At 48.1% G+C, this 17,586-nt stretch carries 12 protein-coding genes; 3 read left to right on the plus strand and 9 right to left on the minus strand.

Translation table 11 applies throughout. The features are described 5' to 3' along the window. Positions 1-82 precede the first annotated feature (82 nt). Positions 83-2,113, plus strand: a complete 2,031-nt coding sequence (asnB, locus tag BN4_RS11000) for an asparagine synthase (glutamine-hydrolyzing) (RefSeq protein ID WP_015415468.1) — start codon at positions 83-85, stop codon at positions 2,111-2,113. 186 nt (positions 2,114-2,299) lie between these two features. Here asnB and BN4_RS11005 read toward each other — a convergent pair whose 3' ends face one another. Further along, positions 2,300-3,190: a LysR family transcriptional regulator gene (locus BN4_RS11005; protein WP_015415469.1), complete on the minus strand. Its 891-nt coding sequence runs from the start codon at positions 3,188-3,190 to the stop codon at positions 2,300-2,302. Next, positions 3,190-4,071 carry a LysR family transcriptional regulator gene (locus BN4_RS11010; protein WP_015415470.1) on the minus strand — a complete coding sequence of 294 codons (882 nt, stop codon included), beginning with the start codon at positions 4,069-4,071 and terminating at the stop codon, positions 3,190-3,192. Before BN4_RS11010 ends, BN4_RS11005 begins: the two co-directional genes overlap by 1 nt. A 144-nt stretch (positions 4,072-4,215) precedes the next feature. On the opposite strand from BN4_RS11010, the gene BN4_RS17750 reads away from it, so the two are divergent. Beyond that, positions 4,216-4,371, plus strand: a complete 156-nt coding sequence (locus BN4_RS17750) for a hypothetical protein (RefSeq protein ID WP_015415471.1) — start codon at positions 4,216-4,218, stop codon at positions 4,369-4,371. Between the two features lie 154 nt (positions 4,372-4,525). Here the strand turns inward: BN4_RS17750 and BN4_RS17225 are convergent, their stop codons facing one another. The 6 genes from BN4_RS17225 to BN4_RS11040 all read right to left on the minus strand — a co-directional run bounded on the left by BN4_RS17225 (position 4,526) and on the right by BN4_RS11040 (position 15,453). Then, positions 4,526-6,505, minus strand: a complete 1,980-nt coding sequence (locus BN4_RS17225; protein WP_015415472.1) for a sensor histidine kinase — start codon at positions 6,503-6,505, stop codon at positions 4,526-4,528. A gap of 341 nt (positions 6,506-6,846) precedes the next feature. Beyond that, positions 6,847-7,671, minus strand: a complete 825-nt coding sequence (locus BN4_RS11020; RefSeq protein WP_015415473.1) for a tetratricopeptide repeat protein — start codon at positions 7,669-7,671, stop codon at positions 6,847-6,849. 5 nt (positions 7,672-7,676) lie between these two features. Then, positions 7,677-10,124 carry a DNA gyrase subunit A gene (gene gyrA / locus BN4_RS11025; RefSeq protein ID WP_015415474.1) on the minus strand — a complete coding sequence of 816 codons (2,448 nt, stop codon included), beginning with the start codon at positions 10,122-10,124 and terminating at the stop codon, positions 7,677-7,679. Positions 10,125-10,437: 313 nt separating this feature from the next. Next, a complete protein-coding gene (gyrB, locus tag BN4_RS11030) occupies positions 10,438-12,837 on the minus strand; it encodes a DNA topoisomerase (ATP-hydrolyzing) subunit B (RefSeq protein WP_015415475.1) in 2,400 nt (799 codons plus the stop codon). Then, positions 12,838-14,007 carry a DNA polymerase III subunit beta gene (dnaN, locus tag BN4_RS11035; protein WP_015415476.1) on the minus strand — a complete coding sequence of 390 codons (1,170 nt, stop codon included), beginning with the start codon at positions 14,005-14,007 and terminating at the stop codon, positions 12,838-12,840. Between the two features lie 147 nt (positions 14,008-14,154). After that, a complete protein-coding gene (locus BN4_RS11040) occupies positions 14,155-15,453 on the minus strand; it encodes a DnaA ATPase domain-containing protein (RefSeq protein WP_015415477.1) in 1,299 nt (432 codons plus the stop codon). A gap of 245 nt (positions 15,454-15,698) precedes the next feature. Here BN4_RS11040 and BN4_RS11045 point away from each other — a divergent pair, with 245 nt between their 5' ends. Continuing rightward, positions 15,699-16,868: a homocysteine biosynthesis protein gene (locus BN4_RS11045; protein WP_015415478.1), complete on the plus strand. Its 1,170-nt coding sequence runs from the start codon at positions 15,699-15,701 to the stop codon at positions 16,866-16,868. Between the two features lie 177 nt (positions 16,869-17,045). Here BN4_RS11045 and BN4_RS11050 read toward each other — a convergent pair whose 3' ends face one another. Then, on the minus strand, positions 17,046-17,249 hold the full coding sequence (locus BN4_RS11050) for a hypothetical protein (protein ID WP_015415479.1): 204 nt from the start codon (positions 17,247-17,249) through the stop codon (positions 17,046-17,048). Positions 17,250-17,586 lie beyond the last annotated feature (337 nt).

Genomic DNA, 17,586 nt, shown 5'->3' on the forward strand with positions numbered 1-17,586 from the left:
TCCACCTGATCACAATAGAATAAGCAATATTGTAACAATTCTTCACACGGCGAAAACCTCGGAATCAAAGCCTCTTCAATAAATGGAACACATTCAGCCCCACCATCCGCACTTCCCAAACCCGGTCCCGGCTGATAGACATCTGCGTGAGATGTGCGGCATTACCGGTTTTATCAATCCAGCCATGATCGGCGACAAGCAGGGACTCCTGACCACGTCTGAAACCATGGCCAACACCCTGAACCACCGCGGCCCGGATGGCTCCGGTACATTTGCCGACGCGCAATTCGGTGTTGCCTTGGCCCATCGCCGCCTCGCCATCATCGACCTGACTGACTGCGGTGCCCAGCCCATGCGCAGTGTCGATGGACGGTTGACCATTACTTTCAACGGCGAAATCTATAATTTTCAGGAAATTCGAACGGAACTGGAATCGGCAGGCGGCCCTTTCCTGCCCTGGCGGAGCAGTTCTGATACTGAGGTCATGCTTGCTGCCATACAGGTATGGGGTTTGGAAACAGCTCTGAGTCGTTTTGTCGGGATGTTCGCCTTTGCCCTCTGGGACCAGGATCAGCATGTTCTGCATCTTGCGCGGGACAGAATGGGAGAAAAACCCCTCTACTATGGCCGGGCCGGAAACAGTCTTGTTTTCGGCTCTGAACTCAAGGCTCTGCGGGCCTATCCCGGATTCTCGCCAGAACTCGATATGGAAGCCCTCTCTCTGTACCTACGCTTCCAGTATGTCCCGGAACCCCGCTCCATCTACACAGGTGTTGCAAAACTTTCTCCCGGCCATCTGCTGACCGTTCATGCGGACGCGCTCCATGACCTGACCCCGGTCCCTTACTGGACCCTGAGCGAGACCGTGATCAACGCACAGGCTGCCCCTTTTTCAGGGACTGAGACTGAGGCCGCAGATCAGCTTGAAGGACTTTTGCGTTCGTCGGTTCGTAACCAGATGCTCGCGGATGTGCCATTGGGCGCACTCCTTTCCGGCGGTATCGATTCATCCCTGATCACCGCCCTCATGCAGCAGGAATCATGCCGCCCTATTCGCAGTTTCACCATAGGATTCGACGATGCCGCCTATGACGAATCCGCCAGTGCCCGACAGATTGCCGCTCATATCGGCACAGACCATACCGAACTATTTGTCACCCCGGACCATGTTCTCGATCTGATTGAGACCCTCCCCGATCTCTATGACGAACCCTTTTCCGACGCCTCCCAACTCCCCACCCATCTTGTGGCCCAAATCACACGAAATCATGTCACGGTCTGCCTCACCGGAGATGGTGGAGACGAAGCCTTTGCCGGGTATAACCGACATTTTTGGGCACCGGCCATATGGAATAAAATCAGTCGGTTCCCGACAGGTCTTCGTTCTCTGACAGCCCGTGCACTTCAGCAGATTTCACCGGGAAGTTACGAAACGCTCTTTTCCGCCCTCGGACATCTACTCCCCAAGGCATCACGTGTCAGTACGCCGGGCCACAAACTCCACAAGCTCGCTGATATCCTCTCCATGGAGAGCCGAGAAGCCCTTTACAAGCAACTCTGCTCCACCTGGTCAGACCCTGCGAAACTGCTCGGAGTCCCGGAACCTTCCACAGATATCGACCTGCCCGATTCCTGGCCTCCCTTTGCCGATTATACACGCCAGATGCAGTATCTCGATACCATCACCTACCTGACGGGTGACATACTGCATAAGGTTGACCGCGCGACCATGGGAGTCTCTCTGGAATCGCGCGCGCCCTATCTCGACCACAGGGTTCTTGAATTTGCATGGAGATTACCGGTCTCCATGCTGATCCGTAAAAAACAGGGGAAACATATTCTTCGGACCATCCTTGACCGATCTGTACCGAAAGAACTGATGGACCGTCCCAAGATGGGCTTTGGAATTCCCATTGACAAATGGCTGCGCGGTCCTCTCAAGGAATGGGCTTATTCCCTGCTTGACCCAACACGACTTCGCCGACAGGGGATGCTCGATGTCGCTCTCATTACCCGACAACTCAACGAACATATGAGCGGTCAACGAGACAACCAGTACCGGCTCTGGAATATACTTATGCTTCAATCATGGCTGGACAGGTGGATGCATTGATGGCGTCTTGAACAGACGTACCCGGTTAAAAAACGTCGTGGATTCAAGTTCTATCGTCACGATACCGATTTTTTTATCCTTTTATTTCAAATAAAAAAACAATATCGATAACCAACCGATCTTTTCATGATATTTTTTATTTCTCAAGGGGAAAAGAGAGGAAAAACTCGCACCAAGTCCTGATTTTCACCCCTCTTCACCAGCCCAGACCGAGACAACGGATTCAGTCATGGCCCTGATAAGCGGATCTGTAGCGCGAGACTTCGGGGTAAGAAAGAAAAGGGTCAAGGAAAGCTCCGGCCCTGTCTCACAGATCACGGCCTGCCCGGAACGACACATTGCTTCAGCATCGCTCTCTTTGATAATGGAGAGGCCTTTCCCGGCCGCCACAAGTTCCCGGATGACACTTTCTGAATCCGCCTCAATGCTGTCGGAAAGAGATACCCCTGTGCCTGCAAACAGTTCATCGATGACCTTCATGAAAGGGCATTCGTCATTGGGCTTGACCCATGGCATGGCGGCAAGCTCCTCAATGGATTTCCCGTCAACCTGTTCAGCCCATGCGAGAGGGGCGATGATCCGGGCAGGAATTTTTTTCAAGGCAACGGCGACAACCTCCGGATAGGGGTTGTCGTAAAAGGAAAACCCCGCATCGATACGACGATCGCGAACATCCCTGAGAATATCGGCGGACATGCTCTGAAAGAGTTTGAGACGAAGTTTGGGATGAGCGACTGAAAGCGTTGTCACGAGTTGGGCTATGCGGAGAAAATCCGTATCCGTATTGAGCGCGATAACGAGATCGCCAGTCAACTCCTGACGATATATTTTGGCCTGGTTGAGCATGTCGTCGGCAGCTTGAAGAATCGAGTCTGCCTTGATCTTGAGACCCTGGCCCATTTCCGTCAGCTGCATACCATGTGGTGTACGGACAAAAAGAGGCAGACCAAGTTCTTCCTCCAGTGCCTTGATATGCGCTGAGACAGCCGGTTGGCTGGCGTGGATACGTGCCGAAGCCTTGGTCAGATTTCCAGCTTCGGCCACGGCTCTGAATGACTTAAGTTGATACAGTTCCATCAAAGACTCCAAAGCTCACGCACCACATTGATCAGTGCTGCAATGGCCGGATCTTCCTCCTGAGCCTTGCGGTACACGAAATTGAGTTCCACGGGATGGCGGCCCAGTGAGGTGCACACAGCACAGTGCCCGGACTCCAGAAGACTGGCCACCTCATCATCACGGACAAGAGCAAGGGCTTTCCCCTGAACCACCAGAGGCCGGATGACTTCTTCGGAATCCGCACCAATGGTCTGTGCAGGTGTGATGGCGTGATCCTTGAATATTTTCAGTTGCAATTCCCGAAAAGGACAATGACTGGTGGGCATGACCCAGGTAAATTCCGACAGAGATGTTGCATTGGCCGAAGCAAGGCGATCCTGCCACTGTGCCGCACCCACAATGAAATATTCCGGTTCAGCCAGTTTTATAGCCTGGATATCCCCATAGGGATTGCCGGAGAAGACAAAAGCGGCATCAATATTCTTGGCCCGCAACTCCGTCAGAATGACCCCGGAGGGTGACTGAACAAGCTTGAGATTGAGCTTGGGAAACCGCTCACTCATATACTCAAGCAGGGCGGTGACATTGAGATAAGTTGGGTCCGTACACAGACCTATACTTATTTTTCCGGCTATTTCACCGTGCAAAGTCACTGCTTTGGCCTGAAGTTTTTCCGCAGCAGCGAGAACTTCAATAGCGTCCACTATAAGCTCACTTCCGGCTACCGTGAGTTCGACACCACGGGGAGTACGATCAAAAAGGCGTACACCGAGTTCTTCCTCCAATGCCTTGATATGGGCTGAAATAGCGGGCTGAGTGGCATGAACACGTTTTCCGGCACGAGTGAAGTTTCCTTCCTCAGCCACGGCAACGAGTGTTCTCAATTGGTAGAGTTCCATGGGAAAAACCTTTCCATTCAGGTTCGGGGAGCAATCGGAATTTCTTATGACAGCCCTCACGCATTGTTATTGGACCGTGACACCGCTGATATGTATTAGACTGGTGATCTTGTCGACATAAGGGCAAACCAAAGGAGAATGACCATGTACCGGGCCAAAACACCTTTCAGTTGGGTATATCTTGTTCAGCCTGAGGACTCAACCACGGAAAGACGTGGCTGGTTCAACGAATTATGCAAGACCAGTCTCTGGATTGGCATGTCAGTGCTGGTCAGCATTGGTATGAGTCAACTGACTTAGAATTTTCCAACAAAACGGGCCACAGGCATTCTCCCCAGTTTCGCCAGTGGTTCAGCGCAAAAAACGGCACCTCTCCTCTCCCTTTGAGCGTGCCGTTTTTTGATGCCCTTTTTTCAAGCAGGACACTCAGAGCAACAAATCCATATATTGATGTTTATCTCCCTGGTGGAACTGTCAATATAAACGATGATCCTTTTCCCTTTTCACTAAAAACCTTCAGTGTGCCACCGTAGTGATTGACTATCTGTTTCGAGATGGCCAGTCCCATTCCACTGCCCCTATCAATGACCACTGCTTCGGAATCACGATTTACCTGATAAAATTTTTCAAAAACATTAGACAATTCTTCAAGCGGAATACCGATACCACTATCTTCCACTGTGATTCTCAACCACCTTCCTTCTGTCATATCCGCGATCACGGAAACAGTCCCTTCCTGAGTGAATTTGACGGCATTACCAACCAGATTCGTGAGGACTTGAAGAAGTCTATCCCGGTCTATGAATATCCTTGGAAGATTTGATTTGATTCGCAACACAAAAGAGACGTTCGAATCGACGAAATAGCCCTGAAGTATTGGACGAATCTGTTCCAGGAACAGTGCGGGAGACAAGGATATATCGTTCCAGACCATCTCTTCGGATTCAATCTTCGAGAGATCGAGGAAATCATTGATCAATCGAATGAGCCTGCCCCCTTCGTCTTCTATAATACCCAAGTTATCCCGTATCCGGTCACCCCGCTCGCCGAGTTTCTCGTTCATGGAGCAGACAGGTAAAAAGAATTTCTTGAAATCACGGTCAATTATCTTGCAAAATCCGAGAACTGACGTCAGAGGTGTCCGCAGATCATGGGAAACCGTATTCAGAACACCTGTCTTGAGCGTATCCAGCTTTTTCAACTCGTAATTAGCCTTTTCCAGCTGACTGGAACGTGCGACCAATTCATGTGTACGTTCTTCGATGAGAGATTCCTGGTACCGGGTCAACTCTTCCAATTCATGTTCCGCCTTCCTACGGGCGGCTTTATTAATCAGCAGGATGATGATGACACCGGTCAACAACGCGAAAACACAGAGAATCGTCCAGACTTCAAATTTGTATTTGATGTAGATGGATTCCGGCATGTTGATGACGAGACTGTTGTCCGGTACCAGATCAGGATTAATATTGAATTGTTTCATGACTGCATAATCAAACATGTACTGGTTGGATCTTTGCAGTATGACCGGGATGTCATCCGCCTTTTTCCCGTTCAGAATCTCTGCCGCCAATTCCACTGCCATTTCCCCCTGAACATGGCCGGAGGTGATCATGCCACCGACAATTCCATTGCCCAGATAAAAATCCCACATACCATAGATGGGGCTGTTGGCCACTGAGTATATCCTGACCAGAGACTCGGTAAACGTGAATGTATGGCCATGGCTGTCACTGGTGAACAACACCAGCAGGATTGCACTATTATTCGGAAGGTTGGAAACTGTCTTCCTGATTTCGTCCATGGACATGTCATCAAGCCATATGAAACCCAACCTGTCGCCATAATCCTTACTTATATGCTGTATTTCCTTCCGTTTTATCCTGCTTGTCGTACTCTGATCCGTAATGATGTAAATATTTTTTAGATTCGGTTGCAAACGCAGTGCAGAGTCTAATGTTCCCGCAATATCAGTTAGTTCCAAAACACCGGTACTATTTTTGAAATCATCACGTGCCGGGAACGCCATGTCGTTGACACCACAAAAAACGATCGGGGCACTGTTAAACAGCTCATCCCTGTATTTCAAGGCAAAACGTGCTGCATCATCATCGGAAGTGATTATGGCATCAAAATGAACATCACCATATTTTAGCCGGTACTGTTGCTTGAGCAGGTCAAGGTAACGATCTTCAAGAAAATTCTTGGTGTCCATGAACTCCACATACAATCTGACAGACGGGCCAAGAGCCGAAAGTTCCGCCTTGACTCCATTCGTCACACTGGCTGTCCAGGAAAGATTCATATTGTAGGAATTAAGCAAAAGGATGCGTTTATCCTCTTGCGCATGACACGAAACAGCAAGGCAAAGTGCGCACAGGAAGGATGCAATAAACAGAGGCACAAATGAAGCCGTGTGTTTCGATCCGTTCATGTCAACATACACTCCTCTCGTGAGATTCCGAAATTTCATGAACATGAAGAGGGCTGAGGATGATAATACCATACCTATCGGTTCAACTATTGGCAATTCCCCCTTTCAATCGATTGACCATTCACTCCTGGAGGGGAATCATTTTTGAGAACTGACTGATGGTCTTGTTTCCCACTCTTATACTTATAACTGCCTTATTTTATATTATAGTTATATTCCAGATTTTCACCGGATGACAGCTTGACGGCAAATGAAAAAGCCCTGAATATTCAAATATTCAGGGCTTTCCACAATTCATTTTGGTCATGCTCATGGAGTCAAAGCCATAGGACAGATTATCTCTAATTTTTGGGCGGATGAGGAGGGATTTCAGGTGGCGGAATATAGGGTAAATTCGCCAATCTCGACTCGATAACTTTCGGATTGGGATAACTGGTGGCAATGGACTCCAGCAGTTCCCTTGTCTTGACGAAATCCCGCTCATTTTCATAGATATCAGCTAAGAGAAAGACAGCCAAAGCACGAGTTTCTCCGTCTACATTCTGCATCCCCAGCAGTTTTTCCAAATATCGTCTGGATTGGTTCCAGTTGGAAATAAAGCTATAACTCTGTGCCAATTCATACAGGCAGTTCGCTTTTGAATTGTTGTCCACATCCGAATCCGCACAGCTTTCCAAGGTAGCGGCCACCATGTCATAATTTCCCATGGCACGATATATTTCGGCCATACGCATTTGAGTCTTGATGGCCTTCTCCGGCGAATCATCAGTATGATTTAAGCACTTTTCAAAGGATTCTATTGCCTTGTCCGTATTTCCCAACAGGGCATAGACATCCCCCAATTGATACATGATGTGCCACGCCTCATCAGGATCTGTACCAAGCTCGAGATACATCGCTTCAAGAATGACGACTGCACGGTCATAGTCGCCTTTGATCGTGATGGCGATAGTGCTCAATCTTTCCCAGGCTTCGCGTCGGAATTTTCCCTGAGGCTCGACCTGAAGGTACCGTTCGTAATCCTTTTCCGCCTCCATATAAAATCCCTTGGAATAGGAATCCCTTGCCCTGTCTATATCCTGAAGCCCGGGAGAATCGTTACGTGAGCAGGCCACGACGAACAGCATCGTCGTGGCCAGCAATATGAGCATAAGTATGCGTTTCATCTGAACTACGAGTTATCCTTGAGTTCGTCCTCGTCATCCATCACAAGGTCAAATCCGGCGACCTTATTCTTGCTGTCCATACGAACCAGACGGACTCCTTGAGTGGCCCGACCACGTGTCTGACTGATTTCACCCACAGACATGCGGATAATCTTGTTGGCAGTCGTCAGAAGAATAACATCGTCGGACTCATTCACCATACGTGCCCCAATGACCTTGCCGGTCTTATTGGTCAGACGCATGTTCAGGATTCCCTTTCCGCCTCGTGACTGCTGCCGGTATTGATCAATACCGGTCCGTTTACCAAAACCACCTTCAGAGACAGTCAACAACTGATCACGCTCAGGGTCACCGGTCACAACGCAGGAAACGACTTCATCATCGCCGCGCAGGGCCACGCCCTTGACTCCGGCAGTGGCCCGACCAAGTGGCCGCGCATCGTTGATATTGAATCGAATGGCTGACCCTTCACGAGTAGCGAGAATACAATCAACATCCGGTTCGATCTCCCGAACCATCATCAACTCATCCCCCTCACGCAGATTCACGGCCTTGATCCCCGTAGCGCGGCAGTTGCCGTACAAGCCTATGGAGGAACGCTTGATCATCCCCTTGCGCGTAACGAACAGGAAGAACCTGTCATCATCGAATTCGCGCAAAGAAAGGGCAGTGGCGATAAACTCGTCCTTATCAAGAGGGAGCAGGTTATTCACATGTCCACCTTTGGCGTAGCGGCTTCCTTCCGGAACCTGATGGACCTTGATTTTGAACATCTTACCCTGATTGGTAAAAAGCACCAGATGCTGATGGTTTGTCGTCAGCATGAAGGTATGGATAAAGTCGCCGTCACCAGTCTGAACTCCAGAAATTCCCTTTCCACCCCGACGTTGCGCCGTGTAGTTGGAAAGCGGAGTCCGTTTGATATATCCACGATTGGACAAGGTGATGACAGTCTCTTCGTCAGGAATGAGGTCTTCTATATCAATGGTATCGGGATTGGCCATCAACAGTTCGGATTTACGCGGTGTGGCATAGTTTTCCTTGATCTCGACCAACTCGTCCCGAATAACCCCCTTGAGGACATCTTCGTTTTCCAGAATAGACTTGAAGTATTCAATTTTCTTCATCAGTTCAGTCAATTCTTCCAGAAGTTTGTCTTGTTCCAGCCCAGTAAGCTTCTGCAAGCGCATATCCAGAATGGCCTTGGCCTGAATTTCTGACAATTCAAAGCGTTCCATAAGAGAAACACGAGCTTCGTCAGGAGACCCGGATGCCCGGATCAATTTGACCACTTCATCAATATTATCCAGCGCGATACGAAGTCCCTCAAGGATGTGAACACGCTTCTCGCACTTGTCGAGATCAAACTTGGTACGGCGAATAATTACTTCACGCCGATGATCCAGGAAGTAACTTAAAACTTCTTTCAAATTCAACAACATCGGACGCTTACCAACAACGGCCATCATGTTGATGCCGAAGCTCGTTTCCAATGGGGTGAATTTGTAAAGCGAATTGATGATGATATCGGCAATAGCACCTCGTTTGAGATCCATGACGATGCGGATACCGTTTCGATCCGACTCATCTCGCAAATCAGCTATTCCATCAATTTTCTTTTCATGAACAAGGGCGGCTATTTTTTCCACCAGGCTGGACTTATTCAGGGCAAAGGGAATCTCCTTGATGACAATCGATTCCTTTCTGCCCTTTTTCGCTTCTTCAACTTCAACAACACCGCGAATCTTGATGGAGCCACGTCCGGTGGTGTAGGCATCATACAATCCCTGTCCGCCATAGACCATTCCCCCGGTCGGAAAATCCGGTCCTTTGACATGTTCCATCATCGATTCAACAGTACAGCCCGGATTATCAAGCAAATGGACGGTTCCGTCGATGAGTTCGCCAAGGTTATGCGGCGGAATATTGGTGGCCATACCAACCGCAATACCTGTTGTTCCATTGAGAAGCAGGTTGGGAACTTTGGTCGGCAGGACAGATGGTTCCTGCATGGTGTTATCGTAGTTGGGCCTGAAATCAACGGTTTGTTTTTCGATATCGCCGAGAAATTCCGAGCACAACCGCGCCATGCGAACTTCCGTATAACGCATGGCAGCTGCGGCATCTCCGTCAATCGAACCGAAGTTACCCTGTCCATCGACCAGCATGTCGCGCATGGAAAAATCCTGCGCCATACGGACCAATGCATCATACACGGCCGAATCACCATGTGGATGGTACTTACCGATGACATCACCGACCACTCGCGCGGATTTCTTGTAAGCCCGGTTATGGTAATTTCCTAAATCGTGCATGGCGAAAAGAATACGCCTGTGGACCGGTTTCAGTCCGTCCCGTACATCGGGAATGGCACGACCAATAATGACCGAAAGAGAATACTCAAGGTAACTTTTCTTGAGTTCACTTTCGATGGTAATCGTATCTTTAATCATTCAAATGCCTCCGGCGGCTTAAGAACCCATTATGACGAATTCTTAAGAATCTCCTAAACGTTGTGTTTGCACACCGCCTGACAGAATATGTCAGATTGCCGATTCAACATGGCGGTATGATGGAGCTTCTCTAATTTATACAGACACGAATTCCGTTTCCGGTTTCGTCTCGTGTTTCTCCTGGTGGTATCGGAGCAACCCGACCCTTTTTCAAAGATATCTTCTGTTCCCTGCCTTTTGACGCAATAAAGAACAGTTCAAATGACAATCGAAAAAAATCGGCATGATCTTTTCCCGATTTCTTTTTGTGAAATTAGATATCCAACTCTTGTACTGCAAGGGCGTTCTTTTCGATAAACAACCGACGTGGTTCGACATTATCACCCATCAAGTCTGTGAATATGTCATTTGCCGCCGCAGCATCTTCAATATTAACCTGAAGCATGGTCCTTTTTTCAGGATGCATGGTGGTTTCCCAGAGCTGATCAGGATTCATTTCACCCAGACCTTTGTAGCGCTGAATCTGCCAGCCACGCTGAGCCTCCTCAATCACGGTATCATAGAGTGAGAAAATCCCTTTGACCGGTCTTTCGGAGTCCTTGAACTGCAAGGCAAAATCAAATCCACCGCAGGTTTCCTTCAACTCGTTGAATGTGGTGTACCCACGTTTATAGAGCTTGGAATAAAAGAACTCCATGGCGAGACGGATACGATGCCCATTGGAATTTTCAAAGGTGATGTAAGTCCGATCCTTGTCTAACTCGTAATCGTGTTCGACATCGATGATGACCTTGTACCCAGCCTCCAGGAATGACTCTTTGAATTTCTCAGGATCATGGTCTTCAAAATGGCTGAAAGCAATCCGTTCGGGGTAATTCATCAACGCCTGATATAGACCTATCTCGATCCCTGCGGTCTCTGCTTCGTTAAAGCGACCACGCATAAATCGAATCTTCTCCATGATCTCCATCAACTCTTCGCCGACAAAAACCTTGCCAGCCTCGGTTTTGATGGTCACATCGGTACTGACTTTTTCCATCAAAAAATCATCCAGTTCGATATCATCCTTGATGAATTTCTCAAACTTGCCCCTGTGGGCACGGTACAGAGGCGGCTGGGCAATATAGAGATTACCCCGGTTGATCAGCTCTTCGTACTGCCTGAAGAAAAAGGTCAGGAGCAGGGTACGGATATGCGAGCCGTCAACATCAGCATCTGTCATGATAACGACTTTGTGATAGCGTAATTTTTCGTAATCCTTTTCCTCTTCATCCTGCCCGATACCAATTCCCAGCGCCGTGATCATGGCGCGGATTTCCTTGTTTCCGAGCATTTTGTCCATGCGAGTTTTCTCAACATTGAGAATCTTACCTCGCAAGGGGAGAATAGCCTGGTGTTTAGGATCTCGGCCCTGTTTGGCCGAACCACCTGCCGAATCTCCCTCAACAATGAAGATTTCGGAATCCTCAGGTTTTTTTGATTGGCAGTCCGCGAGTTTACCAGGCAAAGAGTTGTCGGAAAGAGCACCTTTTCGCCGAACCAGATCACGAGCCTTACGGGCTGCTTCCCTGGCTCGGGCGGCATCGACAACTTTTTCAATGATGAAGCGTGCTTCCTTGGGATTCTCTTCAAAGAAAGTATTCAGTTTCTCATAAATAACACCAGAGACGAGACCTGCGGCTTCGGAGTTCCCAAGCTTTGTCTTGGTCTGCCCTTCAAATTGTGGTTCGGGCAGTTTGACGGAAATAACCGATGTCAGCCCTTCACGGACATCATCACCAGTCAATTTCTTGATCAATTTTTTTGGCAGGTCACCGTTTTGGACATATGCATTGATGGCACGAGTCAGTGCGGTCTTGTAACCGGCAAGGTGCGTTCCGCCTTCAATTGTCCTGATATTATTCGCGAAAGTGTAGGTGTTTTCCTTGTAGCTCGAAGTATACTGCAAGGCGAACTCGACAACCATGTTTTCGGATTCACCCTCGCCATAGACGATTTCACCAATCGTATTCTGGTTTGTGTTGATGTCCTTGACGTATTGCTTGATTCCACCGTCAAACTTGAACCTTTCGGCTTCAGCTTCAGGATTTCGCTCATCCTTGAATTCAATTTCAAGGCCCGAATTAAGATACGCCAACTCCTTGAATCGCTTCCTGAGCACATCGTAGTCAAACTGGTTGACTTCAAATATTTCCTCATCAGGCCGAAAACGCTGGCTGGTTCCCGTGGAATCGGCAGTACCCACCTCCTCAAGTTCACCCACGACCTTGCCGCGTTCAAACTTCATCCGGTAGACAGTATCATTTCGTTTGATGGTGGTTTCCATGAATTCGGACAGGGCGTTGACACACGACACACCGACACCATGCAGACCACCGGAGACCTTGTAGGTATCGGAGTCGAACTTACCGCCTGCATGGAGAGTCGTCATGGCCAGTTGGACAGCGGGAACTCCCTCTTTGGAATGAATATCCACGGGAATTCCACGCCCGTTATCTGTCACGGTGCAAGAATTGTCCATGTGAAGGGTAACCTTGATCTTATCGCAGAACCCGGCCATGGCTTCATCGATAGAGTTATCGATAACCTCATAAACCAAATGGTGCAGACCACGGATATCTGTGGAGCCAATATACATGGCAGGCCGTTTTCGAACAGCCTCCAACCCCTCAAGGACCGTAATTGATTCGGCGCTATAGCTATTATCGCTCATCTAAGCATTTTCCTCTGTGTAGTAAGTCTCTTCCTGAATCATCATTGGCATCACGATCACGTTATAGTCACGATCGTCAACACCGGAAACGCCGCAGGGAGCTTCGGTTCCGGTGAGGGTGAATTTCACCGTGTCGGAATTGAAGTGGTTGAGTATGTCTATGAGGTTCCGAGTAGGGAACGCAATACGCTTCATATCGCCGCTGAAGGTGGCGTCAATGGATTCCTGAGCCGTCCCCGTCTCTTGACCTTGGGCCGAGACTAAAACTTCGCTCCCGTCGAATTTAAAGTAGGCGCAGCGATTGGAATCAGTGTTGAACAGGGCGACACGCGAAAGGGCATCCACCATTTCATGACGGTTCACTTCCAGGGTGGAAACATCATCATCATTCAATTTTGCCAGAAAATTCTGGTAGTTGGGATATTGGTAATAGGACAGGGGCAGAGTAAATGTTTCTCTCTGGTCGCCAGTGCGGAAGAAAAGGCGTTTGTCGCTGATTGCCAGCTCTATTTCATCGGCTGTCAGCCATTTTTTCAATTCAGACAGATATTTTTTCTGGATCAGAACGCCTTCTTCCGGGAGCATGGAATAGATATCGTCGTTGACAAAATTGAACATGGCGAACTGGTGACCATTGAGCCCGCAGACTTCCACTTTTTTGACTCCCATGATCTCGCGAGGAACAAGATAGATGCAGGCAATGGCCTCCATGGAGTCTTCATCGGAAATGCAGAATGAGATTTTATCGATAATCTCATGCAAAAAATCACCTGACCAGAAGACGGTTCCCTTCTCGGGAAATGTGGAGAATTTCTGGAACCATTCCGGATCATTTACTGGAAATTTGTATTTTCTTGCTTTTTGCTCCACCACCACATTGGTCGAACTTTCATCCGTACGGATCGTCAACTCTCCCTGGTCAGAACGCAACTGCTTGACCAGATCATAGAAAGCGCGCCCTTGAACTCCGGCCAATCCTTCCCCATCGATACTGGCTGGGTATGATCCCATGAATTCGAGATTGGAATCCGTGGACATCACATTGATGCTTCCATTTTCGCATTGCAGCCAGATGGTACGCAGGAAAGCTGCTCCGGTTTTGGCCGGGATAATGTTGGCCGACTTCTGGAGGCCTTCGATAATTTCATCTCTGTTCACTTTCAAAAACATAAATAATATCTCCTTGATTGAGATTTATAGTCTCGGTTCCTTTGTTCCTTATTAACTTAAGTAGCTTGAATTACTTGTATTAATATGCACACTCAATGTTTGTGATACAGAACATTTGGAACCGTAAACTCCAGTTTTGCGTTATGATCATGTCATGCGACATTTTGTCTTCAACGTTTTCAACAGTTGTTTCAATTCGTAATTATCTTCCTGTAATTGATTGATTTTTTTTACCGAATACAGGACTGTCGAATGGTCTTTTCCCCCAAAAGTACGGCCAAGGGAAGGGTAGGATGTCTTGAGCATCTGGCGACAAAGGAACATTGCGACCTGACGGGCGTGGGCGATGTGCTGATGCCGTTTTGAACCGGTCATATCGCCTAGGCGGATGTTAAAATGTTCACTCACCACGCTCATAATCTTCTTCGGGGTCAGGTCATCAGTGGCTTTTTCTTCTGTGTTCGACAAGATGTGTTCAAAGTCTTTCTGCGTCAGTTCTTTTTTGACAAGCTCCTTGAAAGCAAATAATTTCAGCAGAATACCTTGAAGGTATCTGAAATCGGTGAAGCGTTGCGCCAAGGTCAGTATTTGTTCCTTGTTCAAAACGAGTCGCTTGATACGGCACTGACGCTGAATATACCCAACCCTGATTTCGAGGTCCGGTTCTTTCAAGGTGACGATCAGTCCCCATCCCAGACGGGACTGGAGAGAATCATCAAGAAAGTCATAGCTGGTAACCTTATCCCTGCATGCAAGAACCATTTGTTTTTTATTGTCATAAAAATGGTTGAATATATTAACTAATTCCTGTTGAAAATGCGGGTATTCCCGTATTTTCTGAAAATCATCAAGGAACATGAAATCATATTCGAACAAGTGGTTTCTGGCTCGGAATGGGTCTCCTCTGAACTGAATGGCATAGAGCGAATTCAGTTCATCCATGGTCCCCATGAAGATATTCGAGTAGTCATGCTTCTTGCTGATCTCATTACCCACGGATTTGATAAGGTGGGTCTTCCCCGAACCGCCAGGGCCGCAAATGATAAACGGATTGAAAAGGGAACCCGTTTGCTTTGCCACCTCTTTTGCCGAGGCTATGGGGAAATAGTTTTTTTTGTTGATCAGGAAAGTGTCAAAGATAAATTCCTGCCCAAATGGAAAATCGATGCGTTTGACGACATCGGGAGCCTGAACTCCCGTGGATCTTTCTCCCGCGCTTTTGTCCTGATAGCTGACCAGATAGCCGCTGCCGAGAAACATGTTGAGCTGGGCTTCGAATTTGTCTTGAATGTCGCTCTCGAACCATTTGGCGAAGAATGAGTGGGGGAATCCCACGATGATGCGTTTGGTTTCCTCTTCGTATTCGATATGAAGAGGGTCGAACCACCGCTTGAGGTCATCGTTGGAATTGGTCTGGAGAAGGTGTTTGCGAAGAGACTGTTTCACGCTGATTTCTTTTGCTTGAAGACGGCTTTGCAACTATCCGGATTAATTTTTATAATTTTGTCAAAATTCGTGTCTGAAAAAATCAAGAAATTCTTTCGTCCATATACATTAAAATATACTCAAAGCCAACCCTTGAAGCCCTCTTTCGAAAGGACGAAATCCGTTGATTTCAGCCCCTATTTAGTCCATGATCCCATTCCGTCAAAAACACGGAAAAAACGGCGAGAGCACGAATTGGAGGGCCTATGGCACAACATCAGGTGAACAAGACGATCAAGGAGATCAACGATCGGATCAAAAAAGGCAAGGCCGTGGTGGTCAATGCCGAGGAAATGGTCCGCATCGTAAAGAAGGAAGGCAAGGTCAAGGCGGCACAGGAAGTGGATGTCGTCACCACCGGAACCTTCTCTCCTATGTGTTCGTCAGGACTGCTGCTCAATATAGGACAGCAGCCACCGGTAATGAAAGTTTCGAAGATGTGGTTGAATAATGTGCCCTGCTACTCCGGCATTGCTGCTGTGGATGCGTATTTGGGGTGCACAGAGGCTTCGGAGGATGATCCCCTTAACAAGGTCCATCCGGGACGCTTTGCGTACGGTGGAGCTCACGTTATGGAAGATCTGCTTCGTGGCAAGGCCGTTCATCTTCGTGGGGAAGGGTACGGCACTGATTGCTATCCGCGTCGAGAGATAGACAAGGATATCACGCTGGCCGATCTTCCCAATGCCGTCATGCTCAATCCTCGTAACTGCTATCAGAATTACAATTGCGCGGTGAATCTGACCAGCCGGACCATTTACACATATATGGGACCGCTTAAGTCCAACTGCTCCAATGCGAATTTTGCGACGGCAGGGCAGCTTTCTCCCTTGTTTAATGACCCCTATCTCAAAACCATCGGTATGGGCACCAGGATATTTCTCGGCGGCGGTATCGGGTACGTCATTGGTGAAGGCACCCAGCATGTTCAGAAGCCTCAGCGTAATGAGCGGGGTATCCCGGAAAATCCGTCCGGAACACTGATGCTGAAGGGGGATTTCAAGAAAATGGATGCTCGGTATGTTCGCGCCCAATCCCTGCTCGGCTATGGCGTTTCCCTGGCTCTTGGTGTCGGAATTCCCATTCCTATGCTCAATGAGGAGATGGCATGGTTCACTGGCGCATCAGATGCGGATATCACTATGCCTATCAAGGATTACGGCTATGATTATCCCAATGGGATTCCACGGGAACTCGGCCGTGTAACTTTCGAGGAACTGCGCAGCGGGGAAATCGAGGTCAATGGTAAAAAGACATCGACTGTCCCTCTGACGAGTTATTCCATGTCCTTGGAGGTGGCTGATAAACTCAAGCAGTGGATTGAGAATGGTGATTTCTTGCTGAGTGAAAAAGTAGATGATATTCCAAGCTTTTAAGCTGTGAACTAAATATAAAAAAGAAAGCCTGTCGGATATCCGACAGGCTTTCTTTTTTATATTGTATTAGGAGAATGTCTTCATTGTGTGTTTTGTTGTCCTTCTGTTTTTTTCTTGTTTCGAGAGTACTGTGCATGTTTTCGAATAGAGCGCATACTTGTTTTTCCATGGTCTGTGTCAACCAGCTTCGGAGGTAGTCAGGCCCATGATCTTATTCATGCCCCGCAGAAGGTAAATCTGTATTTTGAGCACCTGTTTTTGGATGAGTGAACCGTGTGTCGATTTGACATCAAGGTGTGTTATTTTGAGTTTATTGGAGAGAGGGACGGGTATAGCTCTTATTCCCTGTGTCCAGGCTGTATTGAGATGCAGCAGCACCATGTAGAGATCTTTTTCACGTATCCTCTTGGGTTCGCCAAGGGTATTGACCGAACTTGTGTCAAAGAGCTCCGAGCGATTGAAGTAGCGGTTGGTAATCCACGAATTTCCTTTTTCCCAGTATTTTATGAAGTCTGTCCGCTCCTGGACGGTGAGCAGTTTTTTCCTTGGTTAAAAAGTGACTGTCTTCAACGGTATCAATGAGTTCTTTAAATTCCCTGAGTTGTCCCCCTGTCTCTGGGATAGATGCATTGGCGGTGAGAAGGAGGTCCTTCAAGCGAGCATCTATTGAGACATTGATATTGGATGCAGGCAGTTTATACTGTTCATTCCAGTCCTT

Origin of the sequence: Pseudodesulfovibrio piezophilus C1TLV30 (assembly GCF_000341895.1) — a bacterium.
GTDB lineage: Bacteria > Desulfobacterota > Desulfovibrionia > Desulfovibrionales > Desulfovibrionaceae > Pseudodesulfovibrio > Pseudodesulfovibrio piezophilus.

What these genes read in the sequence shown, in the direction of transcription:
- asnB (WP_015415468.1), top strand. Translation starts at nt 83, where the DNA reads ATGGAACACATTCAGCCCCACCATCCGCACTTCCCAAACCCGGTCCCG.
- BN4_RS11005 (WP_015415469.1), bottom strand. Translation starts at nt 3,190, where the DNA reads ATGGAACTGTATCAACTTAAGTCATTCAGAGCCGTGGCCGAAGCTGGA.
- BN4_RS11010 (WP_015415470.1), bottom strand. Translation starts at nt 4,071, where the DNA reads ATGGAACTCTACCAATTGAGAACACTCGTTGCCGTGGCTGAGGAAGGA.
- BN4_RS17750 (WP_015415471.1), top strand. Translation starts at nt 4,216, where the DNA reads ATGTACCGGGCCAAAACACCTTTCAGTTGGGTATATCTTGTTCAGCCT.
- BN4_RS17225 (WP_015415472.1), bottom strand. Translation starts at nt 6,505, where the DNA reads ATGAACGGATCGAAACACACGGCTTCATTTGTGCCTCTGTTTATTGCA.
- BN4_RS11020 (WP_015415473.1), bottom strand. Translation starts at nt 7,671, where the DNA reads ATGAAACGCATACTTATGCTCATATTGCTGGCCACGACGATGCTGTTC.
- gyrA (WP_015415474.1), bottom strand. Translation starts at nt 10,124, where the DNA reads ATGATTAAAGATACGATTACCATCGAAAGTGAACTCAAGAAAAGTTAC.
- gyrB (WP_015415475.1), bottom strand. Translation starts at nt 12,837, where the DNA reads ATGAGCGATAATAGCTATAGCGCCGAATCAATTACGGTCCTTGAGGGG.
- dnaN (WP_015415476.1), bottom strand. Translation starts at nt 14,007, where the DNA reads ATGTTTTTGAAAGTGAACAGAGATGAAATTATCGAAGGCCTCCAGAAG.
- BN4_RS11045 (WP_015415478.1), top strand. Translation starts at nt 15,699, where the DNA reads ATGGCACAACATCAGGTGAACAAGACGATCAAGGAGATCAACGATCGG.
- BN4_RS11050 (WP_015415479.1), bottom strand. Translation starts at nt 17,249, where the DNA reads ATGGTGCTGCTGCATCTCAATACAGCCTGGACACAGGGAATAAGAGCT.